Origin of the sequence: Vibrio sp. 10N.247.311.12 (genome assembly GCF_041467515.1) — a bacterium.
GTDB lineage: Bacteria > Pseudomonadota > Gammaproteobacteria > Enterobacterales > Vibrionaceae > Vibrio > Vibrio crassostreae_C.
This window is the reverse complement of sequence record NZ_JBFSUV010000005.1, coordinates 1-26,590: the sequence shown is the minus strand read 5'-3', so window position 1 is coordinate 26,590 and position 26,590 is coordinate 1. Positions and strand designations below refer to the sequence as shown.

At 43.1% G+C, this 26,590-nt stretch carries 21 protein-coding genes; 12 read left to right on the top strand and 9 right to left on the bottom strand.

All coding sequences use genetic code 11. From position 1 onward, the window contains the following. Positions 1-463: 463 nt before the first annotated feature. On the bottom strand, positions 464-1,099 hold the full coding sequence (locus AB6E30_RS04060; protein WP_372083712.1) for a hypothetical protein: 636 nt from the start codon (positions 1,097-1,099) through the stop codon (positions 464-466). 252 nt (positions 1,100-1,351) lie between these two features. Between AB6E30_RS04060 and AB6E30_RS04055 the strand changes: the two genes are divergently transcribed. The 3 genes from AB6E30_RS04055 to AB6E30_RS04045 all read left to right on the top strand — a co-directional run bounded on the left by AB6E30_RS04055 (position 1,352) and on the right by AB6E30_RS04045 (position 2,856). Continuing rightward, complete coding sequence (locus AB6E30_RS04055) at positions 1,352-1,597, top strand: DUF2164 domain-containing protein (RefSeq protein WP_229647529.1); 246 nt, start codon at positions 1,352-1,354, stop codon at positions 1,595-1,597. A 153-nt stretch (positions 1,598-1,750) separates the two neighbouring features. Further along, positions 1,751-2,290: a cytochrome b gene (locus AB6E30_RS04050; protein ID WP_372102685.1), complete on the top strand. Its 540-nt coding sequence runs from the start codon at positions 1,751-1,753 to the stop codon at positions 2,288-2,290. Next, complete coding sequence (locus AB6E30_RS04045; protein WP_017064630.1) at positions 2,287-2,856, top strand: YceI family protein; 570 nt, start codon at positions 2,287-2,289, stop codon at positions 2,854-2,856. Before AB6E30_RS04050 ends, AB6E30_RS04045 begins: the two co-directional genes overlap by 4 nt. 274 nt (positions 2,857-3,130) lie before the next feature. On the opposite strand, the gene focA is transcribed toward AB6E30_RS04045, so the two are convergent. Continuing rightward, a complete protein-coding gene (focA, locus tag AB6E30_RS04040; protein ID WP_136978570.1) occupies positions 3,131-4,582 on the bottom strand; it encodes a formate transporter FocA in 1,452 nt (483 codons plus the stop codon). 273 nt (positions 4,583-4,855) lie between these two features. On the opposite strand from focA, the gene AB6E30_RS04035 reads away from it, so the two are divergent. Together AB6E30_RS04035 and AB6E30_RS04030 are read left to right on the top strand one after the other, a co-directional pair. Further along, complete coding sequence (locus tag AB6E30_RS04035; protein WP_136978571.1) at positions 4,856-5,761, top strand: LysR substrate-binding domain-containing protein; 906 nt, start codon at positions 4,856-4,858, stop codon at positions 5,759-5,761. A gap of 204 nt (positions 5,762-5,965) precedes the next feature. Further along, positions 5,966-6,460, top strand: coding sequence for a DUF1097 domain-containing protein (locus AB6E30_RS04030; protein ID WP_017059817.1), 495 nt, complete (start codon positions 5,966-5,968; stop codon positions 6,458-6,460). Positions 6,461-6,631: 171 nt separating this feature from the next. On the opposite strand, the gene AB6E30_RS04025 is transcribed toward AB6E30_RS04030, so the two are convergent. Continuing rightward, positions 6,632-8,431 (bottom strand): ATP-dependent endonuclease, encoded by a 1,800-nt coding sequence (locus AB6E30_RS04025; RefSeq protein WP_372102684.1) that lies wholly within the window; start codon positions 8,429-8,431, stop codon positions 6,632-6,634. Between the two features lie 238 nt (positions 8,432-8,669). On the opposite strand from AB6E30_RS04025, the gene AB6E30_RS04020 reads away from it, so the two are divergent. The 7 genes from AB6E30_RS04020 to AB6E30_RS03990 all read left to right on the top strand — a co-directional run bounded on the left by AB6E30_RS04020 (position 8,670) and on the right by AB6E30_RS03990 (position 17,837). Continuing rightward, the gene (locus AB6E30_RS04020) at positions 8,670-10,409 is read left to right on the top strand and encodes a bifunctional UDP-sugar hydrolase/5'-nucleotidase (protein WP_372102682.1); all 1,740 of its coding nucleotides are present in this window, start codon (positions 8,670-8,672) and stop codon (positions 10,407-10,409) included. Between the two features lie 574 nt (positions 10,410-10,983). Beyond that, positions 10,984-11,985 (top strand): TerC/Alx family metal homeostasis membrane protein, encoded by a 1,002-nt coding sequence (locus AB6E30_RS04015; RefSeq protein WP_017059813.1) that lies wholly within the window; start codon positions 10,984-10,986, stop codon positions 11,983-11,985. A 313-nt stretch (positions 11,986-12,298) separates the two neighbouring features. Then, entirely contained in the window at positions 12,299-12,487 is a 189-nt protein-coding gene (locus tag AB6E30_RS04010; RefSeq protein ID WP_017059812.1) for a hypothetical protein, read from the top strand. A gap of 175 nt (positions 12,488-12,662) precedes the next feature. Next, positions 12,663-13,403 carry a DUF1223 domain-containing protein gene (locus tag AB6E30_RS04005; protein WP_017059811.1) on the top strand — a complete coding sequence of 247 codons (741 nt, stop codon included), beginning with the start codon at positions 12,663-12,665 and terminating at the stop codon, positions 13,401-13,403. A gap of 201 nt (positions 13,404-13,604) precedes the next feature. Next, positions 13,605-14,894, top strand: a complete 1,290-nt coding sequence (locus tag AB6E30_RS04000) for a DEAD/DEAH box helicase (protein ID WP_017059810.1) — start codon at positions 13,605-13,607, stop codon at positions 14,892-14,894. Positions 14,895-15,125: 231 nt separating this feature from the next. Then, positions 15,126-16,844 carry an autotransporter assembly complex family protein gene (locus AB6E30_RS03995; protein WP_102319724.1) on the top strand — a complete coding sequence of 573 codons (1,719 nt, stop codon included), beginning with the start codon at positions 15,126-15,128 and terminating at the stop codon, positions 16,842-16,844. A gap of 228 nt (positions 16,845-17,072) precedes the next feature. Continuing rightward, positions 17,073-17,837, top strand: a complete 765-nt coding sequence (locus tag AB6E30_RS03990) for an aspartate/glutamate racemase family protein (RefSeq protein WP_017070494.1) — start codon at positions 17,073-17,075, stop codon at positions 17,835-17,837. A gap of 101 nt (positions 17,838-17,938) precedes the next feature. On the opposite strand, the gene AB6E30_RS03985 is transcribed toward AB6E30_RS03990, so the two are convergent. The 6 genes from AB6E30_RS03985 to AB6E30_RS03960 all read right to left on the bottom strand — a co-directional run bounded on the left by AB6E30_RS03985 (position 17,939) and on the right by AB6E30_RS03960 (position 26,401). Beyond that, positions 17,939-19,396: a phospholipase D family protein gene (locus AB6E30_RS03985; protein WP_372102681.1), complete on the bottom strand. Its 1,458-nt coding sequence runs from the start codon at positions 19,394-19,396 to the stop codon at positions 17,939-17,941. Positions 19,397-19,475: 79 nt separating this feature from the next. After that, positions 19,476-21,710: a carboxylesterase family protein gene (locus AB6E30_RS03980; RefSeq protein ID WP_372102679.1), complete on the bottom strand. Its 2,235-nt coding sequence runs from the start codon at positions 21,708-21,710 to the stop codon at positions 19,476-19,478. Positions 21,711-21,961: 251 nt separating this feature from the next. After that, positions 21,962-23,620, bottom strand: coding sequence for a hypothetical protein (locus AB6E30_RS03975; protein ID WP_104216369.1), 1,659 nt, complete (start codon positions 23,618-23,620; stop codon positions 21,962-21,964). Between the two features lie 326 nt (positions 23,621-23,946). Continuing rightward, positions 23,947-25,302: an FUSC family protein gene (locus AB6E30_RS03970; protein WP_102319722.1), complete on the bottom strand. Its 1,356-nt coding sequence runs from the start codon at positions 25,300-25,302 to the stop codon at positions 23,947-23,949. A 9-nt stretch (positions 25,303-25,311) separates the two neighbouring features. Continuing rightward, entirely contained in the window at positions 25,312-26,178 is an 867-nt protein-coding gene (locus AB6E30_RS03965) for an HlyD family secretion protein (RefSeq protein ID WP_017059803.1), read from the bottom strand. Between the two features lie 10 nt (positions 26,179-26,188). Next, positions 26,189-26,401: a DUF1656 domain-containing protein gene (locus AB6E30_RS03960; protein ID WP_017059802.1), complete on the bottom strand. Its 213-nt coding sequence runs from the start codon at positions 26,399-26,401 to the stop codon at positions 26,189-26,191. Positions 26,402-26,590: the final 189 nt, after the last annotated feature.

The following is a 26,590-nucleotide window of genomic DNA, read 5'->3' as shown; positions in this document are numbered from 1 at the left end:
TGACAGGTGTAAGTAAATTGTCAATTAATAAAAACTCATTTGTAGAGCCAATATTTAATTAAATATAATTAACGAAAAAACAGCATGATAATTGATATTAGTCATTAAAATTATTTATCATTCACCATTAATAATGATTATTGTGAATTTAATCTCTGAGTAATCTATCTCATATCAACATCAATCAATATAAGCTTTCAGCGTAAATACACCAGTTAAAAGTAGGGACAAAGCCCCAGGTTATGGGGGAATGTCAAAGTTGCAATATCAACAAGCAGCTCCGTTTGCATATAAATGATATCTACTTCTCAAAATATGAATGATGATCTGATAAGTTATTATTTTATTGAAGATAAACTTTGATTGATTATTGGGCAGGGCTTGATATGTGTTTTTATAAAATATTGGGATAGAGGTCTAACAATGTACTTTCAAAACTGAACGAAAAAGTTGACCCGTATTCCTACTGCCATTGAAGTACCGCATAAAGTTGCAGGTATTTACGAACCAGTTGTTGATTTCTTGACCGTTTTAAAGGGTGTCCAAATTTAATGAAGCAAGGGCTGATTTTAAAATTATTATTTAAGTCAGTAGCGAATTGAGAATCACTCTCTCTTAGCGTGATACCTTGTTGGCTATATTCCGTGATCTCGTCTGGGAGTTCACCCATCCACCAATGCAATAGTTCACCGCTGTTTTTACTTCGGGTTATCCAATGGTCGGAGACAATGATCAAAACGTCATTGGGTTGGATTGCAAATCCATACTCTGATTGCCAGTTATGAATGTCCAACATCAACTTTCTACGACAAGTTTTCCCCGCGCTCACCATGTGGTGACTGATCATCCAAACTGTTCCTATTTCAGAGGAGATTCGGAAGTGTCGTGGGGTTTCACCAGAAGAAAGCATTTCGAGCGGGCTGATGTTGCTTGCATGATTAAAGCTAACGAAGGTGTGCTCCATTCGGCGAGCAAATGCCTTTCCTATATGGTGCTCACTGATCCCTTGATTGTGCACCGTAGGGTAGTGGCGTTCACAGAGCTTTAGGCAATCGTCTTGAAATTGATTAACGCTTTTAATCACTAGATCTAATAACAATGAAGTCCCTTATACACAGCTACTATCTTATTGATGGGCAATAGTACGGTAATTGCGGTTCCGTTACCTATCGTCAAAGTGCGAGTTCTTGATCTCTCTATCAAAATTAACCATTGCTGAGTGATTTTATGGATAGCACTGGCGCTCTACAGGTCTGTATTCTAAATTATGAGGAATTCTAGCTAGTTACCTCGACTATAGTCTAGTCAGCAAATCACAATTGATCTACTTACTCTTTATTTGGAAACATTCATGACCATTCAATTAGATTCGAAACAAAAGTCTGAGCTTACTAATACGCTCCAAAAGTACCTGCAAGATGAACTTGATGTGGAGCTTGGTCAGTTCGACACGGAATTCTTGGTCGATTTCATAAGTAAAAAGTTTGGGGCGGTTTACTACAACAAAGGGATAGAAGACGCTCAAAAAGTCATGGAACGTAAAATGTTAGATATCTCAGATGAGCTTTACGAGATCGAACAAATCGTTGAAATCTAACGTTTAGCCCAAACTTGTTCAAATAATTTGAATAACTCGTTTAATTTGAAATGATGTTACCAATGTAAAGCTTGGTAAATAATATGTTACACAAACTTGGTGTAGGGTACGCTTTTCGAAACTACACTACTCGTTAACATTCGGAAGAGATGCATGGACAACAACGTTAGAAATTACAACCCTTTAGCAAGAGCGATGCATTGGATTTCAGCTCTCGCAGTATTTGGCTTATTTGGTGTAGGCCTGTGGATGGTTGATCTTTCATATTACAGCGAGTGGTACAAAACAGCGCCAGACTATCACCGCTCGGTAGGCATTCTTTTGGCTACTGTTACTGTTATCCGCTTGGTTTGGAAACTAGTTACCGCGTCACCTAAAGTAGAAGGTAAAAGCTATGAAGTTGCAGCAGCGAAGATCGCTCACGGCTTTATGTACATTAACTTAGCGGTTTTATTTATTTCAGGTTATTTGATTTCAACATCAGATGGCCGCGGGATAGAGGTATTCAATTGGTTCACTGTACCAAGTATGGGCGAACTGTTTGCAAACCAATCTGATCTCGCAGGTACGGTTCACTACTATGCTGCATGGGTACTGATCATTATGGCATCAGTGCACGCCTTAGCGGCGATAAAACACCACGTTATCGACAAAGACGATACGCTACGAAAAATGATAGGAGCTTCAAAATGAAAAAGTCAATTATCGCTACAGGATTAGCATTTGCTATGGCAATGCCTTTCGCTGCGAACGCCGCTGATTACGTGATTGATACAAAAGGTGCGCATGCTTCAGTTAACTTTAAAGTTAGCCACCTAGGTTATAGCTTTATCCAAGGCCGTTTTAACACATTCTCAGGTGATTTCTCATTTGATGAAAGCAACGTTGAAGCATCAAAAGTAAACGTAACTATTGATACAACAAGCCTTGATTCAAACCACGCAGAGCGTGACAAGCACATCCGTAGCTCTGACTTCATTGATGCAGGTAAATTCTCTGACGCTACTTTCAACAGCACAAAAGTGGTTGATAAAGGCAACGGCAAACTTGAAGTAATGGGTGACCTTAAGCTTCACGGCGTAACTAAGCCAATCGTTATCGAAGCTGAATTCATCGGTGCTGGTCAAGACCCTTGGGGCGGTGAGCGTGCTGGTTTCGTGGGTACAACTCGTCTAGAACTTGCTGACTTCAACATTCCAGTAATGGGCGCTTCAAGCTATGTAGACATGGAACTACACGTTGAAGGCGTAAAAAAGTAATCTAGCTTTCTAGCTCTCTGACAGGTATCAACATTATTTAGAAATATCAAAAGTTTGGTCGATACTAAATAGGTCAGCAGTTAGAAATAGAGAAAGGCGCAAAGTTTTCACTTTGCGCCTTTTTTATTGAGATAAATGGCAACGCGTTTAGGTCTGTTTTGTGTCAAACCGTTTAGTACGTTAAAAGCCACCATTTGCCTCTAGCCAGTCAACGTTGCCATGACTGAGTTATCTAATTGAACTACTAATCCCTAATAGTTCAACTTACGATTAGTTAAGCTGTTTCTAGTTCAGCTTGAGGAACCACGTTTAGTCGGTCACCGTAGATTGGACGCAGTGCTTGCATCACTTCAATGCGAGTCAACACACCCACCATCACGCCATTTTCTAACACTGGAAGCATATGTGGTTGGCTTACTTTCATCGCTTTTGCACGCTCTTCTAGAGAAAGAGATGTCAAGCGAGTTGCGAAGCCCATGCTTGTCGTCGGGTACAGTTGCTCTTTGTCGATGCATAGGAACTCAGCAACGTCTACTAGCTTGTCGTTTGCATCGATTGCCACAACGTCACGGCTCATTAGGTCTACGACTTTTTGGCCTTTAGTTGGGATGTAATCTTGGCACCAAAGGTCAACCATTACGTCATGAACAGAGAAGATACCCACTAGACGGCCTTCAACATCACAAACAGGAGCGCTAACAAGTTGCGCGTCTAAAAGTGTATCAATCGCGACTGATGTTGGCATTTCAACGCTCAATGTAATTGGTTGAGTGTTCATGATTTGCTTGATAGTAGTTGCTGTGTTCATAGTAATTTCCTTAACTGACGTAATTTCTGTTGTTTGTGTAATAGCGGTAATTTTTGCTGCTTTAAGTTGTGGGCGACGGTAGATACTCCAGTTGGCTAAGCCGACCAATACTGAACCACCTACGATGTTGCCGATTGTCACTGGTATTAAGTTTGCTGTGACAAATTGCATGACGTTTAAGTCTGCGTACTGCGCTGGTGTTGCACCGATTTGCATCCAGAAGCTTTCCGGGGCGAATGTTTGAATCGTGATGCCTAGCGGAACCATGAACATATTCGCCACACAGTGTTCAAAGCCTGAGCTTACGAACATTGCAACGGGTAACACGGTCATCATTGCTTTGGTCATTGCGTTAGCAGAGCTGAACGTTAACCAAATCGCTAAACACACCAACAAGTTACAAAGCACACCCAAAGCAAACGCTTGAACTGGGGTGTGGTGTAGCTTGTGTTGAGCAATGTTTAAAGCGTTTAAGCCCCATTGCCCGCCATCCAGTTGATACAAGCCTGCTGCGCTTACCAAAGCCAATAGGAACATGGCACCGATAAAGTTGCCGACATACACCTTGCCCCAGATAGACAGCATCTTAGTGAAGGTGATTTGCTTGTTAGCCCATGAGATGCTTGATAACACTGAGCTGGTAAATAGCTCACCACCGCAAATCACAATCAAGATCAAACCCATACTGAAGGCAAGACCGCCGGCTAAGCGACTCAGTCCCCATCCAGCATCAGCGCTGCCCGTGGTTACCGTGATGTAGAATAAAAAAGCAAGCCCGATGAATGCGCCAGCCATGATTGCCAAACTCAATGTCATGCTGCTGGTTTTATTTGCTTTACTTAATGCAAACTTCTCTGCTTCCGCCATCATTTCTGTTGGTGAGAACAGTTGATGATTTTCAGAAGTGCTGGTTGCCATATCCCCCCCTTGAACAATCCGTCATGTGTAATTCCTAGTGTTAATGACCTGGTTAATCCGTAATGGTTAATCAGTAATGTTTTGCAGGGCTCGTTGTGTCCTGCCATTCCAGATTAGGGCGTTGAGGGGTAGAGGTAAAATTGATAATTTTTAGAAACCACATCAAATTTATTGATATAGATTTGGTTACGCGTAGAATGAAATTGATTGCTCATTGGCTTTATAAAAAACGAGCATCAGGACACAAATAATTAAAAGCATTAAGGATGAATTTTGCGTTATTCATTAAAGCAACTCGCGGTATTTGATGCAGTAGCAGACTCCGGGAGCGTTAGTCAGGCAGCAGACAAATTGGCGTTGACTCAGTCAGCAACAAGTATGTCTCTTGCACAGTTGGAAAAAATGCTCGGCAGGCCTTTGTTTGAAAGGCAGGGCAAGCAAATGGCCCTGACTCATTGGGGCATGTGGTTAAGACCAAAAGCGAAGCGTTTACTGCAAGATGCGCAGCAAATTGAGATGGGTTTTTACGAGCAGCATTTGTTGAGTGGCGAACTCAAATTAGGTGCTAGCCAAACTCCAGCGGAACACCTAGTTCCGGATCTCATCAGTATTATTGATAACGACTTTCCTGAGATGCGAATCTCGCTTGGCGTGCAAAGTACCGACGCAGTCATTGATGGTGTATTAGATTATCAATATGACTTGGGTGTTATCGAAGGTCGTTGTGATGACAACCGAGTTCACCAAGAAGTGTGGTGTACGGACCATTTAACGGTGGTTGCATCGGCTCATCACCCGTTTGCGAAGCGTGAACGAGTAAGCTTGGCGCAATTAGAACAAGCAAAATGGGTATTACGTGAACATGGTTCGGGTACTCGCAAAGTTTTTGATAGCTCTATTCACCATTTAATTGGTGATCTTGATGTTTGGCGAGAGTATGAACACGTTCCTGTTTTAAGAAGTTTGGTTGCAAACGGCCCATATTTAACGTGTTTACCTTATCTCGATGTCGAACAGTTTGTTGAGTCTGGTCAACTGGTCACATTAAATGTCCCTGAGCTTGAAATGGAAAGAACCTTGTCCTTTATTTGGCGTGCAGATATGTCTGAGAACCCACTTGCTGAGTGTATTAAGCGAGAAGGTAAGCGCATGATGAAAGGCAAGCCATCGTTTCTGTAACGATAAATTGATAAAATACTGATAACCAAATATGTTGAATAAGCGATTTCGGTCTCTATCTAGTGATAAATACACATCTGCATACATTATTAACGTGATCGTGATCGGCTAAATAAGGGCTATCTTCCCATAGTATGCTTACTTGATTTTAAGTGAGGCTAAATCCGGTTGCGTTCAATTACGTAATTAGGCTTTAGAAATAGTATGAGTACATTAGTCGCGATTTCATTAACAACAGGTATTTTGTCAGGTCTATGGGGATGGATTGCTATCTCTTTCGGCTTATTGTCATGGGCAGGTTTCTTAGGTTGCACCAGTTACTTTGCTTCGCCAACAGGCGGCGTTAAAGGACTTGCAGGTAGCCTATTGACCAACATGACTGGCGTATTCTGGGCAATGGTGATTATCGAAAGCTCAACCTTCGCAGGGTTAGAGATTTTAGGCTACATGATTACTGCTATTGTGGCTTTCTTTATGTGTATTCAAGCGAAACAAGCGTGGCTAGGTTATATCCCAGGCACCTTCATTGGTTGCTGTGCGACGTTTGCTGCAGGTGGTGATTGGCAACTTGTAGTGCCATCTTTACTGCTTGGTGGTGTATTTGGATACTTGATGAAAGCAACGGGGCTATGGCTTCACGAGAAATCGACTCAATCTTCGGAAGTTGTTGAACAACACGCTAAACAGGCAAAGGCTTAATTCGTTAACCTAACCTTAGTTAGTCACTGTGAACTCTTGCAAGATAACCCCCAATTAATTTGTATATCGATTTATACAGGCACACCGTTTGGTGTGCCTTTTTTGGTTGAGGCGACTAGCTAAATATTTCATCAGTAGAGAAACTGATAGCATCTATAAAACAAATTATGTTTAGGTATTTCCATTCGCCATGGTGATCACGCGTTTTAATGTCCACCTTAATAAAAGCGGAATGCATTCTTGTCCTTGATTCTCGCAATGAGAAACAATGGCGAGTGCAAGGTCGGGTTTTGCATGTTTCTTCAATACCTTGGCAACCACTTTCTTTGGAGGGATAGGGTGATCGTATGGAATCTTAACCATGTCACGGAAAAAGCTCTCAAATCCATTCATATATAGGTAATGCTCGATATCTTTATCTGGCAGTTCCGTGAGTCGATGTCTTTCCTGATCATTACCAAGCTTCGATAGCACCGTTGCTGCGTATTTTTTACCCGCCGCATCGCCGTCAGTTACCACATGCCAATCGATGCCAAACTCTTGCGCGACCTTAATCAGTGCCTTAAGTCCTGATTGGGCGAACTCAATAATCTGCACACCTTCTGCTGCTAGGTTATAGCCACATTGGTTGGCAAGTTCATTGAACAACCAAACCTCGGTTTCACCTTCTACTAATAGCCAACAGCGAGCAAATAGTGCCCCAGAGCGGTGGAAGCGGATATGAAAACCAATTCGTCGAAGTTCATCCTTACTGAAATGGTTCATGTTGAGTTGATTGGCGATGGTTTTGTCTGACTGACGAACCAAGCGACGAATCGATTGAAGTGGGACCGCCGCAAGTAGGTCGCCACTGTTGGTGGTCAGGATTTTCTGCATGGGCAATTTCTGCATCAAGCTCCAAGCCCTTGCCAAGTGTGTTGGGTGTAATCGACCTTCTGGATCTTCAAGGATCAAAAGAGGGCGCGCACATCGCCTTAAGTCGTTTGGCCCTTTAGCTTGTAGATAAGCGTTAAGTAACCCCATGAATAATAAGCGAGTTTGTTTGTTCTTGGTCTCTTCGACAAGTTGATGAATACTCTGATCATTGGCACCCGCAGAATAAAGCAATCCGTCTCGCTGTTTTCTAGGGTTACGACGAGAAGTACTTTTGAAAGAAAAATAGTGCTCAATCAGACTTTGCATCGACTCTAGGCTACTGCGCATTTCACCCTTATTAACATGTCCGGGTATCGCCATAAGGCGGCGGCAGGTGTTGTCGATGCGCTTTTCTATTCTTGCCTGACGGCCATTGCCATTGCCGTTACTGGCGTTTCCATTCGTGCCATGACCATTGGTTGTGTGATTATGTCCGTTCCCATGCCCGTTATTTGGATTGTTGTTCCCATTTCCGTTTGCATTGTTAGCGTGACCGTTATTAGCGTGAACATTAGTCGGCAGGTGAGCATTGTGGTTGAGTGAATTTCCGTTGAAAGGGCGATCAAAGTGCCTTGCGTCTCGTAAACGGATCACAGGATGTAAGGTCATTAATTCTTGAGCGAGCTTTTCTGAGTGATGGAGTTTGAGCGGATTACCGTCCAAACCAAGAAATGCATAGTGTGTTGTTGTCTCATACTGTTCTAACGTCGCGCTGATGCGATAGTAGATGCGAAATACGCCAAATTCATCTTGAACCCAAATAGGTTTGAGTTTGCGATAACGACCTGCGTTAAGTTCGCTCTTATCGTTAGCTTTTAAAGCGAGAACAATTTGAAGATGTTGAGACTGCGGGTGTGAAACAGAGTAATCGACATGAAAATCGGTCATTTCAAAGTGATATGGCACACCGTCTGAGGGCAGAATGACGGAAAGGGCATCCAATAATGAAGACTTACCCCAAGTATTTTCACCAATAAGCGTGGTTAGCTCGTCAAACGCGAGTGACATGCGCTTGATACCTCGAAAGCCAGAAATCTCGATTCTTTCTAGTTGCATAGGCTTACTCCTAACGGAAGGCTCTGCTAATTATTTGAAAGCTAACAGATATCTTTAATCATAATCGAAAAATCCAAATCCGGTATGCTCACCTGTCACAAAAACCGTTGTTTATTAATACGGTGCAAAATGAGATTTTTGATCTATCTCGAGTATTTTTTTGCAGTGCAGTTTCATAAAATTCACGATTCTGTCATGATTCTCGACCTAGTATGAAGGGACAAAGAGAGAAGAAAATATGACTAAAAAGAATAAGCCGACAAAAATAGTGTTGGCACACATCAACGACACCCACTCATACTTTGAACCAACCTCGTTACAGCTATCACTTAAAATGAACAACCACATCATTGAACCTTATGTCAGTGCTGGTGGCTTTGCTCGAATTTCAACACGCTTCAAACAAATAGAACAAGATGCCCAGCGTCAGAAGGTTGGAACCTTGTTCTTGCACGCTGGTGACTGCTTCCAAGGCACGTTGTACTTTTCCTTATTCAAGGGAAAAGCCAATGCCGATTTGTTGAATGCCCTTAATATAGATGCCATGACGCTCGGTAATCACGAGTTAGACATGGGTAATGAGCCCGTTGCGATTTTCGCGAAAAGAATCAAATTCCCGCTGTTGGCCGGTAACTGGAATCTATCGAATGAGGATATCAATAAAACTCATACGCTAGCGGACAACGACATTGTTAAGCCTTATCGGCCTGAAACACTAAGTGCTTCTTTTATAACGAAAGAGTTTGATGGCGAGAAGGTCGCAATATTCGGCTTAAGCATCGACAAGATGGCAGGCATCGCTAACCCAGATATCGATACACCGTTTGAAAATGCTTTGGAAACAGCAAAAGGGACCATTGAGCAAATCCATCAAGCAGGTATCAACAAGATTGTGTTACTTAGCCATCTTGGTTACGAAGCTGATTTAGAGTTAGCAGCCAACGTAACAGGTATTGGTGTCATCGTTGGTGGTCATAGTCATCGCTTACAAGGTGATTTCTCTGATATCGGCTTAGTTAAAGATGATGAATACGGTGTGAAAATTGGTGATACCTATGTTGTGCAAGCGGGTTTCCACGCCATGAGCTTAGGACACTGCGAAATCGAGTTCGATTCTCAAGGCAAAGTGACGCACTTCAATGGTAAAAACGAACTGTTATTAGGCCGTCGACTCTTTATAGACGCGAAACTGAGTGAAGTAGGGCAAGACGATGCCCACGATATGGCGTGTGAGTTTTTAAACAATCACCCTAATATTGCAGTGTGTAAGAAAGATCCTGAGCTGCAGAGCATTCTGACGGATAAATACCAGCCGCGAGTTCGAAAGCTTCAGCAACAAGTGATTGCTCATGCAGACACTAAACTTCGCCATGTACGTATTCCAGATGCTAAAGGCCCGAGTCAACTAGCCCCCTTGGTTGCTCAATCATTTCACCATCTAATGAACAAGAAAGGGCATCACGTTGACTTTGCCATTCACAACGCCGGTGGTGTAAGAAATTCACTGAACAGCGGCGATGTCTCTGTTGCCGATATTGCCGGAAAACTACTACCGTTTGCCGTACCTATTGGTGTGTATGAAGTAAAAGGTGAAACGATCGCTTGCATGCTTGAAGGTGCAATCAATAACGCGATTGATAATGGTGTCGTGGGCACAGGTTCAGGTAGCTTTCCTTATACACATAATTTGAGGTTTTGTTACCACAAAGAAGCGCCTATAGGACACAGGGTTCACCATCTAGAAATTCACTCTGATGATTCAGGTTGGCAAGCTGTTTCTCGCAACCGTATTTACCGGGGCGCGTCGTCAGCCTATACAATGAAAGGCAAAGAGGGCTATAACGCTGTGTTGGATATGATCGGTGATGGCACGGTCACCACTGACTCTATGGCAGACTGCTTCATCGAGTTTCTGCAAGACCACCCAGAGTCGCTTCAACTCAATGAACCGTTGAATTGCATGGAGTGTTTTAGATAACTAAAGCTAATACTGATATTTAACACTATTACTTTGGGTTATTTATAAAATTGGCATTGTTTATGCTTTATCTCTGCAGGTCGCCTTCTTGTGGAGATATGCATGGATAAGAAAGATTGGTTAGATGCGGTAGCGGTTGTCGGTTGGGTATCAGTTTGGTCAGCGTTAGTGTATTTAATACCTGCCGCAGGGCTGTAAATTGCTCTTTTTGCAACTTCATTACGCAGTGCAATAGTGTGTTTGACTTGCGAATTTATTCTTAGAATCAATTCGCGTGTCTATTTGACAAAGTGGCATCAATCAGAAAGGAGCGTTTGCTCCTTTTTTGCTTTTTCCGTGCAAATTTATATAGACGAAACACAACCAGAGGATTATTATCCACGCGTTTGGGGAGTAGTTAGCGCAAGTTTACATATCGTCATCTCGTTAGGCCAAGAGTCTATCCGGTATGTAAAAGTGAAATCCCATATTTCACTTCAACGAGACCAACGCAATCACAGTCAAGATCCGTAATGGAGCTTGATATGCTTTGTTTGCGGAAGGTCTTTGTACAGTTCTTCCGCCCGGAGGAATAATGAACTCAACTCAATCTCTATTATCTACAAATAGTGAATCCTTTTTTTCATCGCCAATCATGACGACTTATGCGGGCTTTTTCCTGCTAACGGTTATTCTCGTCTCTATTGATATCTATCAGACTCGTGGCGGTAACGTTACTATCAAGAAAGCGGCAATCTGGAGTGTTTTCTGGTTTGTACTTGCGTTTTTGTTTGCTGGCTCGATTTACCTATTTTGGGACATTTATGCGCCGAACAGTGACTACACAGCGCAAAAAGCAACCGTGTCATTCATTACGGGTTACTTGTTAGAAAAATCCCTTAGCGTAGACAACTTGTTTGTTTTTGCGATGATCTTTGCTCAATACCAAGTTCCTGAGCATCTAAGACCTCGTGCGCTTCTTTGGGGCGTAATTGGTGCATTGGTGCTTCGTGCAATTATGATCGCACTAGGCGCACAGCTATTGGCGGAATATCACTGGGTGCTTTACGTGTTCGCTGCGTTCTTGATTGGTACAGGTATTAAGCTGGCATTAGACAAGGGCGAAGAGGAGAGTGTGAATACTCTGCCTGAAAAGCTACTTCGTAAAGTGATGCCGGTAACAGAGGACTTCCATGGTCCTGCATTAATGGTTAAACAGGGTGCTAAATGGGCATTCACTCCAATGATGTTGGTCATCGGTGCGATCGCAGTCATGGACGTGATGTTTGCATTAGATTCTATCCCTGCGATCTTTGCGGTAACACAAGAACCGTTCTTGGTACTTGCGGCTAACGTGTTTGCGTTACTTGGTCTTCGCTCGTTGTATTTTGTACTGCAAGGTATGATGGACAAGTTCATCTATTTGAAACCCGCGCTTTCATTCATCATGGTGTTCATTGGTGTGAAAATGCTTCTGGTTGATAGCGAGTGGGCTATCCCAACTTACTGGTCATTGGCGGTATTGGTTTCTACGATGACGATTGCGGTTATAGCGTCGGTTTATGCGAAGAAGCCAGGCATTGAACAAGTAAATTAAAAACAAATATAACTTATCGAAAAGTCGATAATGAACACGTGGCTGATGAAGTGGAAAATTTATTTATGTAAATTTTCTGTGACATTGGCCACTGTTGTTTGCGGGGTATTTGTACTAAATGCATGATTTAAACACTATATTGAATTTGTAATCACATAATCTGCATATCTATTTTGTGGCATTGTTAATGGTTTGTTTTATTAGAAAAACTAATCCCAAAATCTAATTTTAGTCATTTTTTAACCTGCAAAATATCACCTATTATTCTTGTCATCAGAACGAAACACATTAATAAATTTATAGAGAGGCAATCATGGCTCAAGCAGTACAAATGAATACTATCGCTGTTCCTAACTCTATGGATAAGAAAACCTACTCGGTTAACTTCAAAGGATTGATTGCACACATTTTCGATATTCTTTTCGTAGACAACTCTCCACGTAGTTACTACGCAAGCGACCTATCTGGTCACATGCAACGCGATATCGGTATTAACCGTTAATCTCAGCGTTAACATGTAAATATAGAATTTTAAGAAAACGCCAGCTTCTAAAGCTGGCGTTTTTGTATCTGAAATAAACTCAATCTCTTCGTAAACTAAGCACCTGAAAGAAAAACCTAGGCATAACGGTCTGTATTTGAGCGCCATTCAATTCGCTTTGTACAAGGATCTCGGTATGTCACACGCCAAACGCAATTCATCATTGATTAAACTTTGTTTATTTGCCTTACCGATCGGCTTCTATTCCTCAGTGTCGCTTGCACAAACCTGGAGTAATGAAGGCCAGCCCGCACAGGTTATCGAGCTCTTCACCTCTGAAGGTTGTTCAAGTTGTCCACCTGCTGATCAGTACCTCAGTACTTTTGAAGACCATCCAAAACTTTGGACACAAGTTATTCCGCTTGCCTATCACGTCGATTATTGGGATTACTTAGGTTGGGGCGACAAGTTCGCGAGTAAGGCGTTTAGTCAGAAGCAACGCTTGTACAAAGCTTATGGAGTAACAAGTGGGGTTTACACCCCCGGCTTTGTTGTCGATGGAAAAGAGTGGCGCGGTTACTTTAACTGGTTAGACAGAACGTTGCCTTCGCTCAAACAACAAAATAACCCCAAGCTAACGGTCAACTATAAAGGCGATACGTTCAGCGTAAGTTACGAAGGCAAAGGGGATTATGTTGCTCATATAGCTTTGCTGGCGATGAACGAAGTCACCAGCGTTAAGGCGGGTGAGAACAGGGGTAAGAAACTCGAACATGATTTTGTTGTGGTTTACGATGGTTATCAGCGTGGTGAGTCTGAATGGCAATTTAATATCAATTTTGAGCCACTTGTCGCTACACCAGACGCAGTCGCTGTTTGGTTAACCGAGCCGAATTCGTATGCACCGGAACAAACGGTAGCAGGTTGGCTGAACTAACTGCAACCCACGACAATTGTGTAGCTGGAATACTCTTAGACGAAGTTGGTACGGCGAGTATCGAGGTTCTCACATCGATAACTTCGCTTCTGACGGATATTAATCAGTGAAATAGAAGCGAAAGGGCGATTTAGTTACGTAATATTGCTGAAATACGTTAATATAGCGCGCTATTATTTTAGCTTTGAGTTCCTGCAATTAATGACTAACACCACTACACCAACCAACTTCTCTGATCTTGGCTTAATCTCTCCTTTGATGGCTCGTTTATCTGAGCTTGAATACCAACAGCCAACGCCTATCCAAGCGCAAGTTATTCCAAGTGTGTTAGCAGGACGCGACCTAATTGCAGGTGCAAATACGGGTTCAGGTAAAACTGCAGCATTTGCACTGCCGCTGTTACAAAAGATTCATGAAGATGCCCCTCTGGACCGTCGTTCAGGCAAAGGTAACTTTGTTTCTGGCCTTATCTTGGTTCCTACTCGTGAACTTGCTAAGCAAGTGGCTGACAGCGTTAAATCTTACGCTGTGCATTTCAATGGCGCGATTAAAACGGTTTGTGTGTTTGGTGGTGTATCGGTAAACACTCAAATGCAGGCGCTACGTGGCGGCACTGATATCTTGGTGGCAACACCGGGTCGTCTGCTTGACCTTATTTCAAGCAACGCTATCAAGTTAGACAAAGTGAAAACGTTAGTGCTTGATGAAGCTGACCGAATGCTAAGCCTAGGTTTTACCGAAGAACTTGATGCAATCTTGAAGCTCTTGCCGAGCAAAAAACAAACCTTGTTGTTCTCTGCAACTTTCCCAGAGCAAGTTAAAACGCTGACTCACGAACTTCTAAGCGATCCAATTGAAGTTCAACTTCAAAGTGCCAATGCGAGCACACTGGTTCAACGTGTATTCGAAGTAGAAAAAGGTCGCAAGACAGCGTTACTCGCACACCTAATTCAACAACATGAATGGCGCCAAGCTCTGATCTTCGTTAATGCGAAGAACAGCTGTGAGCACCTAGCAGACAAGCTTTACAAGCGCGGTATCATCGCAGAAGTATTCCACGGCGATAAAGGGCAAGGTTCACGTACTCGTATCCTAGAAGATTTCAAATCTGGCGAGATTGACGTTCTGATCGCGACAGACATCGCGGCACGTGGTCTGGATATTGAGAAGCTTCCAGTGGTAATCAACTTTGACTTACCGCGTAGCCCGTCAGACTACATGCACCGTATCGGCCGAAGTGGTCGTGCAGGTGAAGTTGGTCTTGCGTTATCTCTGATCGATCACGAAGATTACCACCACTTCAAAATCATCGAGAAGAAGAACAAGATTCGTCTTGAGCGTGAGCAAATTGAAGGCTTTGAAGTGGATGAAGAAGCGACAGCTGAACTGATCGCAGCACTAAAACCTGTTGCGCCACCGGCCGGTACTGGCAAGAAGAAAAAGAAGAAGAAAGCTCCAAAAAACCAAGATGTGTGGCTGAACAACAACTGATCTTGAGTCAGCAAGCCATATAAATCAGCAAGCCATATAAATCAATAAGTAATAGACATTCAAAAGGTGCTTAATTGCGCCTTTTTTGTGTCTGTAGGGCTGGGATTTGAGTCGTTAATAAACGACTGTTGCAGTGTTAAACAACCCGATAAGCCGTTCGAAGGATAGCGTCCTCCATAAGAGATTCGGCGATTTAACGCTTTGCTCATAACCTGTTCGGGTTTTGAGCAATTGGGTAACCGCGTGAAGACCTCGATTAAACAATTAGTGCTGGCCACTTCATTTTTCCTGTTTACCCAACACTCTTCTAGTGCTGCTGAATTTGAGGTTAAAGGGGTTAATAAAACTCTCACCGAAAATGTAGAATTATATTTAGAACCTTTAGCCGATGTTCCTGCATCACAGCTATCGAAAACGAAGCTATCTAAACGTATTCAAGATGCACTCAACCCTTATGGTTATTATCACCCACAGCTCGATATCGACCTCAATGATTCTGATAACGTGATCATTAACATCGATTCTGGTCCTGTCATGCGCATCGCAGAATCGATAGTAAAAATAACAGGTGAAGCTAGCCTAGATGCGGAGTTCATCAATATACTCAATCAAAGCAAGTTAGGCTCAGGTTTAACTTTGTCTCACCAAGAATATGACCAAACTAAGCGTGCGATTTTCTCTTTAGCAAAGCGGAAAGGTTATTTTGACGGCAGGTTTATCGAGTCAAAGATTGAAGTTATTCCTAGCGAGAACATCGCGAATATACACTTGTATTTTGCAAGTGGTCCACGCTACAAGTTCGGTTCTATAAGTATTCCTGATGATGGGGTTGACCCTACTCGTATCGAGAAAATACCCACCTTTAAAAAAGGTGATGACTTTGACACCATCAAGTTAGGTGAACTGCAATCTGATTTGTCAGACACTCAATGGTTTCGAAGTGTCATCGTACATGGTGACTTTGACAAACTTGATGACAACCTAGAAGTTCCAATTGAAATCATTGCCGAGCCAAGTTCTCGAAATATCGTGCAGGTCGGTGGCGGCTATTCTACAGATCTCGGTTTACGCGCCTCTCTCAGTTGGTCAAAGCCTTGGTATAACCGGAGAGGCCACAGCTTTGAAACACAGACATATTTGTCTGAACAGGAGCAATCACTTCAGTTGGGGTACAAAATCCCCACAGAGAAAGTCACAACGGATTACTTTGGTATTCAGTTTGAATCGAAACGAATTGATCACCGAGACACCAATAGCTTTACAAACGATCTTAAGTTCGAACGTTACTGGCAATTAGACAGTGATTGGCAAAGCACCATTTATGTCAAATACTTGCACGAACAGTACCGTCAGGCGTCTGAGGAAGAGCAATCGCAATTACTGTTACCTGGCATCAGTTTTTCTCAGGTTGATCGTAAAAATGATCAGTTGGAGCTCAATCATCGACACATCTATTCTGTCGAGTATTCTGACCCTAGTCTGTTCTCTGACTCAAGGCTGTTGCGGTTGGAAGGAAACAGTGTCCTTTCATGGGATATTAGTGACAGGCAGAAGCTCCATTTCCGCTCCAACGTAGGCATCAACATTGCCAAATCATTATCTGATGTGCCGTCGTCACTGCGGTATTTTGCTGGTGGCGATGGAAACCTGCGAGGTTATGGTTACGAATCTATCTCCCCTAGAGACGAGAATGGTGAACTAACGGGGGCACGTTATATGTTAACTGCTGGGCTCGAATATCAGCATCAAGTCTATCGTTCAATTTGGTTGGGCGCATTTCTTGATGTGGGTGATGCATTTGATCAACAAGCGGATTGGAAGCGTGGGACGGGCGTGAGTTTGATTTGGAACTCACAGTTAATGCCAGTTAAGCTCGATTTTGCTTACGGCTTAGATGCGCCTGAAGGCGACGAATTTCGTATTCATTTTTCCTTGGGTACTCAATTCTGATTTTTGTACGCTGTTTATGCACTCGCGAGGATGCGAACCATCTAATAGGATTCAAGTAAATCGAAAGAGCGTAATAACCTTTGTGCTTTAGCAAACACAAAGGTAAAAACAATGAAAAAGCTACGATTCGGTGTATTTGGTAATATGGGCCCTGAAGCAGATGCTCTGTTCCAAGATATCGTCGCCAAGAAAGAAACTGAACACGGCGCACTTAAAGACTAAGACCACATGGCCATGATAGTGGTGAAAAACTCAGATATCCCCGATCGATCTGAAGTGATTAACGAAGGCGGTACCGATCCTGTGCCTGAACTGATTGAGTCAGCGTGCATTTTAGAACATGCCAATGTTCAGTTTGGCGTAATGACCTGTAACACCGCTCATTACTTTAGACCTGAGGTTCAAAAGCACACCAACGTTTATATCGTCGACATGCTTCAAACCACCGTTGATCAAATCAAAGAGCAGAACTCTGAATCTGTTGTTGGTATTTTATGTACCAACGGCACATACAATTCGGGAATCTATGATCGTTACCTAACGGACGCGAATCTGGTGTTCGTTAAGCCAGATTCCTTTGAGCAAGAGCATAACGTGCATAGTGCTATCTATGGTGAAGTAACCGGTGAGATGACAGAGTGTGGACAAGCAATCCGAGAAACCAACGGGATCAAAGCGGGCGAGTTTGAGCGTAATGCCGCACTGCTTGCTGTAGCGATTCAATCCATCGTAGAGAAGGGCGTTGATACGGTTATTTGGGGATGCACGGAACTTCCTTTGGTTAGAAAGCAACTTGAAACGGCATTTCCAACAGTCACTTTTATTGATCCTATGGAAGCGGTAGCTGAGCGTGTCGTTGATATTTACCGTCTCGCTGAGCAATATGTGGAGCGTGGACATGTGGATTACAACATTAATGATGTTAATTCGATCTTCACAACGCTTGATATGGTGAACTACGTAGCCCAAAGAGCGATGACCTACCGTCTATAAGCTCAGATACGTGTATTTGAAACATGAGAAAGCCGCGAATTACGCGGCTTTTTTACATTTGGACTGGAGAAAATTAAAAATTAAGATTCGAAGCTGAACACTTAAAGCTCGAACTCGCCATTCATTTTTCGAAATAACCAATCAGGTACCTTGTTCCATGAACTGTAGTTCGGGTTCTTAGTATGGATTTGTTCCTCTGAAGCCCAGATGGTGTCACCTGATTGTTCTCGCGACACAGCCCAGAACAACTCCTCTTTCTGACGTGTTAAGTAGTGTGTCACTTGCTTCGCAAACTCTTCACTGTCAACCAACACTCCAAACTCAACGTTGAGAAAGTCTGATCTTGGATCGAAGTTAGAAGAGCCAATATAGGTGACACGCTCATCTAAAATTACTGTCTTGTTGTGGTAGTAGGTATCAACATGAAAGTAGTGATCATCATTGATCGCTTGGCTTTTGTACTCATAGATACTTACGCCCTTGTCGAGTAGAGTCTCACGGTGTTTTTCGTAATACGCAGGCACAAAGCCCGAATCATTAGAAGCCGATGAATTCGTCAGTAAGGTGACTTCGGCTTCGCTCTCTCTAAGTGCATCGACGAATACAAACTTGTTATCGCTTGGCACCATATAAGGCGTAGAAATAATAACCTTAGAAGGTGTCGGTACTTTTTGCTTCATCAAGTGTTCAATACGTTGGCGAAAGTAGGGCTTGTTGTCATTGAGTTTCTCCAGTGAGTCAAATACCGGCGTGACAGAGGCTGAAATGAACTTCGGTTGGTTTAAGCTCTTTATCTGCCTTTCGACTTCAGACGTGATCAATGCTTGATTCTTTTCACCTTTGTTCAACGCTTTGGTGAACGCTTGGTATTGCTCTTTCTCTTTGATTTTAATGCGTTCTTGAATTGGCACTACATGCTCACTGTTCCACAACGCTTGGTAGTTTCGGTCGAAAGCAGCAATCACGTCGCCTTTAAACAGCACATCCATATCAAAGAAGTTGGCACTTTCGCTGTAGCCAAAGTAGTCATCACCGATGTTGCGCCCACCGAGGATCATCGATTGGTGATCAACGTTAAAGTATTTCTCATGCAGTCGATTATCTAACTGTTTTTGATGAGTAGAGAAGTTGAGCGCACGACCAATCCAGCCAGCTTTACGTGACTCAAAAGGGTTGAACAGTCGAATCTCAATATTGGCGTGTGAGTCCAACTCCGCAAGCCATTTGTCATTGAATACCAACAAGTCATCCAGTGTGAGGCGCACGGCCACATCGCGGTCAGCGGCGTGTTTCAGCTCGTTTAACAGCATCAGACCCAGAGTGTCGTTTTCCCAAGAGAAGTAAGTCATATCAATCGAGTGTTTTGCTTGGCGAACCAGATCAATGCGGCGCGCAAAGGCTTCAGGCGCACTCGGGATCAAATAGACTTCGGCTTGATGTTCTGTGCTTTGCCAGTTAGCTTCGAAGTCGGGTTCAACATCGGGGTAAGGTTGGGCGCAGCCAGTAACTAAGATCGACAAAAATAGCACTATCAGCGCGTGAATACGTGTGAAGTACATTGTGATGTTCCGTAAAAATAGGGTATAGGTGACAATGGCCAGACAACTGGCCATTGTGGGAGTGATTGGTGACTAAGCGTTAGTTCTGGTTAGGAACTTCGTAATCAGGCATGTATTTTAAGGTTAGCCCAAGATCATTTAAGCCTTGAAGTCTACCGTTAGGCATACTGCCATCTTCAGATTCGTTGAATAGAGCATCCCAATCGTCTTCAATGGTTATTTGACCATCACCATCGACGAACAGTACGTTATCTTGTTGCTGGCTGTACTCATAGTCTGTAAACAGATTGTCGCTGAACCATAGGCGAGACATGTCGTTCATCAGAGCTTGGTCTTTTGAACTTAGGCTCACTTCTGAACCGTCTAGTTTATACGGTTTGTTGAAAATAAACGGCAGTTCTGAACCACCACAAGCACCGGAGATACAAGCAAACGTTTTTAGCAGGTCACCGATATCTAAATCGCCATCTTCACCTTGAGTATTGTATGTCCAAACGTTGAAGCTAGGCTTGAACGCAAAATGGTACATTGAAACTGGCGCGTATACGTCTGCATTTTCAGTTGAACGAATCGCTTGGTTACGTGCTGGCGCTTGGAATAGCATGTCATTCATCAGCATTTTGAACTCAGTCATGTTCTGTGTTGCACCACCCAGTTCATTTTCCAACTCAGGCTTGTAGTCTGCAAGTTCCAGTAATTCGTTGTTCATGTCAGAGTTACCTAGGCCAAAAAATAGCTTGGTCACGGCTTCATATGCGGTGGATGGTAGTAAATTCAGCACATCACCGAGTTCAATCTGCGCTTGAACTTCTTCAGAAGACATTGCTGACACCATATCGATAATGCGTTGCTTATTGCCATCAAGTTGCAGCCATACCGCGAGTTCTAAACCTTGATTGTTTTCGCTTAGCGATTCAAAAGTACCGTTGTCTACATCTTCCTTTAATAGCTCCAAAATGGTTGGAATTAGGAATGTCAGACTAGGCAGCATAGCCATCGTATCCGCGTCTTTTTCATTGTTACCAATGACTGTCGGTACAGAAAAATCTTCTGATATCGGTTGGCTGGTCAGGTGTAAACCTTGATTTGTACCATTGCTGTCAATATATGGTGCAAATGGCAATAAATTCGACATTGGAGTATTGTTATCATCATTTATGACCCCTAACACACTGCCTTCAACCCAATTTAGTACCTTGTTTACAGGTGAAAGTAAGGTGTTACGTTGCGCATCGAGAATCTTGTCTAGTGTTAAATTTTGTTGCTGCTCGATAGAGTCATCTGCACATACAGTTACAGGTGCTAAATATGGCTGATCATCAGCGATAGATTCTAAAGTATCTTGAATATCCTCTGGCAATATGTTTAAAGCCAGTATAGCTTTTAAAGCGACTTTCAAGCCATTCAGCTCAGGCTTCGTATCGGTTGTCTCTAATGCCTCGCATACAGCAACACTACTATTTTGTGCTGTTGCATTGCTTTTATATTCAAAACCGTATGGGTTACTCTGCATAATAGCGCGTTCAAAGTACTTTACGTCACCATCAGCATTAACTATCGAATCGACTACGTTATCTTGTTGAAGTATGCCAACCGACATCGCTCCTGAACCTTGGCCCATCAAAGTGACGTTTTCAGTGCTACCACCAAACTTATCAATATTCTTGTTAACCCACTGCATCGCACGCTTTTGGTCACCAATACCAAAGTTACCGCCCATTTCATGGTCAACCCACATTGAACCCAGTAGACCTAGACGATAGTTAAATGTCACGTAAATAAACGGGTTACCCTCGTCGGCGCCTTGCGCTACAACCGTATCACCTTGGATGAGCGGCTCTGCACCAGAACCGTATTCAAAATCACCACCGTGGATGAATACATAAACCGGTAGATCAGCATCAGCATCTACGCCTACTGGACGCCAGATGTTAAGGTTCAAACAGTCTTCAGATTGTATCTGTGAAACGGTCTTTAATTGAGGACAAGCATCACCAAACGCAGTCGCATCAATGTCACCCTCAAGATCAACAATGTCACTGTGCTCAAAACGCTCTGCGTCGGCAAACTTAATGCCTTTAAAAGACTCAACAGAAGCCAGTTTGTCGTCTTCGGTATTAGATGTAATCACCAGCTCTTCTTTGGTCGCAGTAATCATCACATCGCCGATTTGAGTGGTAAAGGTTTCTGCAGGTGCAGGTACGAGAGGTTCAGGTTTATCTGGCTTTGGAACCGTTGGTTCAACGTCTGTGTCACAGCCAGCAAGAGCGGCCGCAATAGCGAGCGCGATGAGAGAACGATATGCAATAGTCATAAAAAAGGTGTCCACAATAAAATTTGGTAAAGTAACGAACAGCGCATCGATACCGTCAAACCTGTCCTTCCATCAGGTGATTCGCTCCATCATTGGTGCGTTTGACGTGGTTGTTTATTTCACTTGCTCTCTGTTGAAAACAAGGGGGTGCAATGTCGTTGGTATGATGTCGGCGCAAGTAAACGTGAGATTTACACCGATATCAGAGTTCAATGAGCTAAGAGCTTATTAGGTCTAGAAGATCAAACGTTCTAGAATCGATAGCCAAGGTTCAATGTCACAGCCGAACGAGTTTCACCTTTGTTGTACAACACGGTCATGTTGTAATGCTTGCCAATCTGTTTGTTGACTCCGGTTAAAAATGCCCACTGGTTAATGTCGACACCAACGTCGTAATCAAACTCAATATCGTCTGTCTTTACAGTACCTTGCATACGTGAATCTAAACCTTGGTATTCAGCACCAACGAAGAATTGAGCGCGATAATCAACTAATTGGTAGCCCAACATTGGCTGAATCGTGACAATGCCGTCACCCCAATCATCCATCCCTTTCAGACGGGTTTGTGAATAGGTGCCGGTCAGTGATGCAAAGAACTCTTTGTAACCAACAGATAGTGTTGTACCCGCACCGCGTAAGTCATATTCGAGATGCAGTGGTACATTTAAACGCCCACTGTTACACAGTGCTGATACGCCCTCGCATAGTTTGTCACCTAGACCAGGTAGTTTGTTATTGAGTTTATCTTGTAGATATTCTCCCGCAGCGCCGGTGTAAGAGGCATCAACATTCGCGTCAACGTTTACCTTTCCTACATATCCGAATACATTCCAGAACGGCAGAATATTCACATCACCACGTATTGAAAGACTTTCTGCTTTAACCGTTGCAACGCTATCTTCAGGGTCGAACAGGTCATTCAAGCGCACACCGCCAATCACGTAATCGGTCATAGGAAGGTTCATGTCTTGATTGCGATAAGCAACTGAAACACCGAATGGTAATGGCAAATCGATACCTTGACGACGCACCATGTCACCCATTAAAGGGAATACTCGATCTAACTTAACACTCGCTTCTTGCATACGAGGATCTGAAACTTCTTTTAGACGCTCTTCATGCAGGACATTAACGCCGTTGTCGTCTTCATAAATTGCGACGGGTTCAGTTACAGCGCTCATGGTCATCGGTTTCGTTTTAGACGTACCCTCGATGTTAGTTGTCTTACGTTCAATAACGACTTTACCAGAGTCTAACGTTTGGAAATCAATCACTTGGTAATAGGTATCGACTTTTGACTTACCAAGATTAAATGGCTTGTCGTTGGTGATTACCATGCGTTTTGGTGTGCCGCCTACAAGTTCAATATCAACATTCAAGAAACGGAAATAGGCGATGTCTTGTGGTAAGCCGTATTTCGAATAGTTGAAGCTAATGGTCACGTCGCCGTTGTCTTTTTCATTGACTTTCACTGACGATGGATCGAAGCTTTCTGCATAATTTCTTAGTCGATACTCAGTGCGCGTAAACTCTTCAATTTCATCGATCAGTTTTTCGTTTTCATCCAGCTCTTGCGGGTTGTATTTGACGCGCAGGTCGATGTTGCCTTTGCTGTCTGTGTTTTTTATCAGATAGACGCTTGAGTCACGAACCTCATCGCCAATTTGTATGGTTCGATGTGCGTGTTCAACTAGGTGTTCGCCCTGTACGAGCGAACTGATTGCTAGCTTTGGTAAATCATGACTGATGCCATATTTGTCAAATAGTGCTCGACCTTTTTCCATAACTTCGCTGTAAGTATTGGTTTCTGCCGCAGACGCAAAATTGGGGGTGGTAAGTAATAGGGCGCTCGCTAACACAGAAAGAGTATGGGTCTTACAGGCGCTGGTGCGTATTTCAAAAAAACTCATGACGGTTTCCACGCTGAGTGGCCTCAAACCTTCGAGACTCAAACAGTCGATGTAATACTGAACGTCGTGTTCAGTTGTTATGTATTTATCCGTTAGGATTGCTAGTGTGAATGTCGCGACTAAAAATGCATTGCGTCAATCAATGAGAGGATTTTAATAGGAGGTGGCAGATCGCGTTAATCGCTTTTGATGGACGCTATCCTCACTTAGTAATAATTAGCATTAATCAATTGATTTATAATGATTTTCAATAGATAAAAAAACGGCCTGTGAAGTAAAAATACTTGGCAGACCGTTTTGTTGTGAGTTGTTAAGCGCATTTAGTTCTAAGCAGCTACCCTCACTCTAAATAGATCAGTAAACAACTTCGCTATCATCAGAATAATCAAAATGTTTACGAGCATCAAAAGTGGCGTTTCAATTCCATAAACAGGTGTGAGGTTGAGCGCACCAGATGTGAGAACAACTAATAAGTTAATACCCAATATTCGGTGTACCATGAGCTTAGGTGTCGCGAACACTTTCCATATCACCATAATGTTAAGGAAGTAGAATAGTCCCAGCTCCCATAGTTCTGTCATTAATGGCATCACAAAGATGTATTGCAACAGAACCACCGACCCTGTACCCAACACACCATAAAAAGCGTCCTTAATAACGCTTGGTGGCATGGTCGGCACCATAGAAGAGAATACACCGGCTAACATAGGAAATATGAAACCACCTGGAACTGGAAGATAAATCCAAACCAACAGCGATGTGATAAACATCGACACGCCTTGCAGCACTTTGCGCCCATCTTCATTCAAATGTTCAACAAACGTGCGATGTGCATGATGCCAAGACACGTCTTTATGATCACCTATGACATTGAGTTCACCCTCAACAAGAGATTGTTCTGGTGTTAATACATCGAACGTCTTCAAGTTGTGAGTAAGAACTGCCCATTGGATATCTAAGTCTGATTCGCTGTTACTTTGTTTGAGTAATGTATCTTGGATATGTGCCATTTCATCGATACGCAAGCGCCATGTTTGGATGTTCTCTTTAAGGTGGTAGCTTCCGGTCAGTGGCAGATCTAAAAGTTGATACAGCTTATCAATATTCGCGGTGTTGCTTTCAAGTGCGGCAATGTCGATGTTGTCTGTTTTTTCCATCGCAACTAACAACGCTTGTTTACTGGTTTCGAAACGTTGTACAAAGTTGAGTTCAGTATTCACTGGCCACACGATGCGATACACAATAGAGAACACAACAACACCTAATAGTGTTTCTTGAAGTCTAAGTACAGCAAAGTGAAAGGTGGTTTGGTTATCAAACCCGCCCAGACAAGCAACAATCGAACACACGGTAAATCCTATTGAAAAGATGTAGCCGTATTTCTCGTCACTAGACATGAAAATACAAGTGCCCAAGAACACGGTAAGAAATGTTAGAAACAAAAATCGATCTTGTGAAAACATCGCAATGAGGAAAAAGGCATAACCGGTCCCTAACAAGGTTCCCATTAACCGGTTATGGCCTTTGTTTATTGAATGGGCGAAGCTCTCGTTCAATGCCATCACTGCGACGGCTATCGCAGCCCAATACGGTTTTTCCCAACCAAACCACAACGCTAGGCAGATTGCGATAACTATAGAGAGTGCGACTTTAATCGCGTCTTTAGTCGATGCAGTGAACATAAGAATCACCTAGCTATTTTTGATTATTTTGATCGAGGCAGTCATACCAACACGCAGTTGTACGTCTTCTGGTATTTTGTCTAACTTCACTTTGATAGGGATGCGTTGAGCTAGGCGTATCCATTGGAAGTTTGGATTCACGTTTGGCAATAAATCATTACCTGTGCTGCCGTCTTGCTTCGCGATACCAAAACCAATACTTTTGATATGTCCTTCTAGCTGAACATTGTTGTGCATCATTAAGGTCACATAAGCAGTGTCCTGAGCATCGACACCGACTAAATCAGTCTCTTTGAAATAACCTTCAATCCAGAAGCTATCTTCATCAATTAGCGCAACCACAGGTGAATTCGCGACAACTTGAGAGCCAACACGTAGGTTCAGATTGGTGATATAGCCGTTAGTAGGCGCATATACCTTGGTGTACTCAAGGTTGAGATGTGCTTCTTCTACGTTCGCTTTTGCCAGTTCGACATTTGCGGCGCTGGTTTCTACCGCGTTGTTCAAGTTGTTTAGTGTCAGCACGGGCACGGCACCGGGCGTTCTTTTCTCTAAATTCAACGCGCGTTGCTCTTCGTTTTTGGCTTTGGCGAGTAGGGCAAATGCTTGTTTTTGAGTCGCAAGTGCTTTTCTGTAGGTCGCCTTGTAAATACTCGGATCGATCTCAAAAAGAAGATCGCCTTTTTTTACCTTCGAGTTGTCTTCGACATGCACTTCAATGACTTGACCCGTGACTCGAGGTGTAATCGAGACGATATAAGCGCTGACTTGTCCGTCTCTGGTCCATGGGTTACTTGAGTACGACTGGTAATAGCTATAAACCACAGTTCCCGCAGCAGCCAATAATAAAAGTGTGATGAGATAACGTTTGATCACAGTAAGTGCCTCAAAAAATGGTAATAAAATGGCCGATAGCGCCAGTAAAAATCACGATCAAGCTCAGTTCTGCTATTGCAGGAAAGGCGACGTACTTATGAAGGCCAAACCGTGTCGCGATTGACCCTGTTAGCATTGTCAGTATGTAAGCCAGTGCGATAACCAATAACAGCGGTGGGAAGTAGACTTCATCCCACACAAGCTCATGCGGCATGGTATTCATGGTTCTGTTCTCTATTTGTTTGATGAATGCAACGATAACGGAGTTCGATTTATTGTGATAATCGCTTATAGAGGATCGTACCCGTCAAAATCCAACTTTATTCGGTGATTATGCCAACTGCCTCTTTGTTGAGAGCCGTAAGCCAGTAAAACAACGGTAGGTAGGTTGTCGTTCTTGAAGTGGAAACAC

Bases quoted from the DNA above. Each gene is read 5' to 3' on its own strand.
- AB6E30_RS04055 (WP_229647529.1), top strand. From the start codon at position 1,352: ATGACCATTCAATTAGATTCGAAACAAAAGTCTGAGCTTACTAATACG.
- AB6E30_RS04050 (WP_372102685.1), top strand. From the start codon at position 1,751: ATGGACAACAACGTTAGAAATTACAACCCTTTAGCAAGAGCGATGCAT.
- AB6E30_RS04045 (WP_017064630.1), top strand. From the start codon at position 2,287: ATGAAAAAGTCAATTATCGCTACAGGATTAGCATTTGCTATGGCAATG.
- focA (WP_136978570.1), bottom strand. From the start codon at position 4,582: ATGGCAACCAGCACTTCTGAAAATCATCAACTGTTCTCACCAACAGAA.
- AB6E30_RS04030 (WP_017059817.1), top strand. From the start codon at position 5,966: ATGAGTACATTAGTCGCGATTTCATTAACAACAGGTATTTTGTCAGGT.
- AB6E30_RS04025 (WP_372102684.1), bottom strand. From the start codon at position 8,431: ATGCAACTAGAAAGAATCGAGATTTCTGGCTTTCGAGGTATCAAGCGC.
- AB6E30_RS04020 (WP_372102682.1), top strand. From the start codon at position 8,670: ATGACTAAAAAGAATAAGCCGACAAAAATAGTGTTGGCACACATCAAC.
- AB6E30_RS04015 (WP_017059813.1), top strand. From the start codon at position 10,984: ATGAACTCAACTCAATCTCTATTATCTACAAATAGTGAATCCTTTTTT.
- AB6E30_RS04010 (WP_017059812.1), top strand. From the start codon at position 12,299: ATGGCTCAAGCAGTACAAATGAATACTATCGCTGTTCCTAACTCTATG.
- AB6E30_RS04005 (WP_017059811.1), top strand. From the start codon at position 12,663: ATGTCACACGCCAAACGCAATTCATCATTGATTAAACTTTGTTTATTT.
- AB6E30_RS04000 (WP_017059810.1), top strand. From the start codon at position 13,605: ATGACTAACACCACTACACCAACCAACTTCTCTGATCTTGGCTTAATC.
- AB6E30_RS03990 (WP_017070494.1), top strand. From the start codon at position 17,073: ATGGCCATGATAGTGGTGAAAAACTCAGATATCCCCGATCGATCTGAA.
- AB6E30_RS03985 (WP_372102681.1), bottom strand. From the start codon at position 19,396: ATGTACTTCACACGTATTCACGCGCTGATAGTGCTATTTTTGTCGATC.
- AB6E30_RS03980 (WP_372102679.1), bottom strand. From the start codon at position 21,710: ATGACTATTGCATATCGTTCTCTCATCGCGCTCGCTATTGCGGCCGCT.
- AB6E30_RS03975 (WP_104216369.1), bottom strand. From the start codon at position 23,620: ATGAGTTTTTTTGAAATACGCACCAGCGCCTGTAAGACCCATACTCTT.
- AB6E30_RS03970 (WP_102319722.1), bottom strand. From the start codon at position 25,302: ATGTTCACTGCATCGACTAAAGACGCGATTAAAGTCGCACTCTCTATA.
- AB6E30_RS03960 (WP_017059802.1), bottom strand. From the start codon at position 26,401: ATGAATACCATGCCGCATGAGCTTGTGTGGGATGAAGTCTACTTCCCA.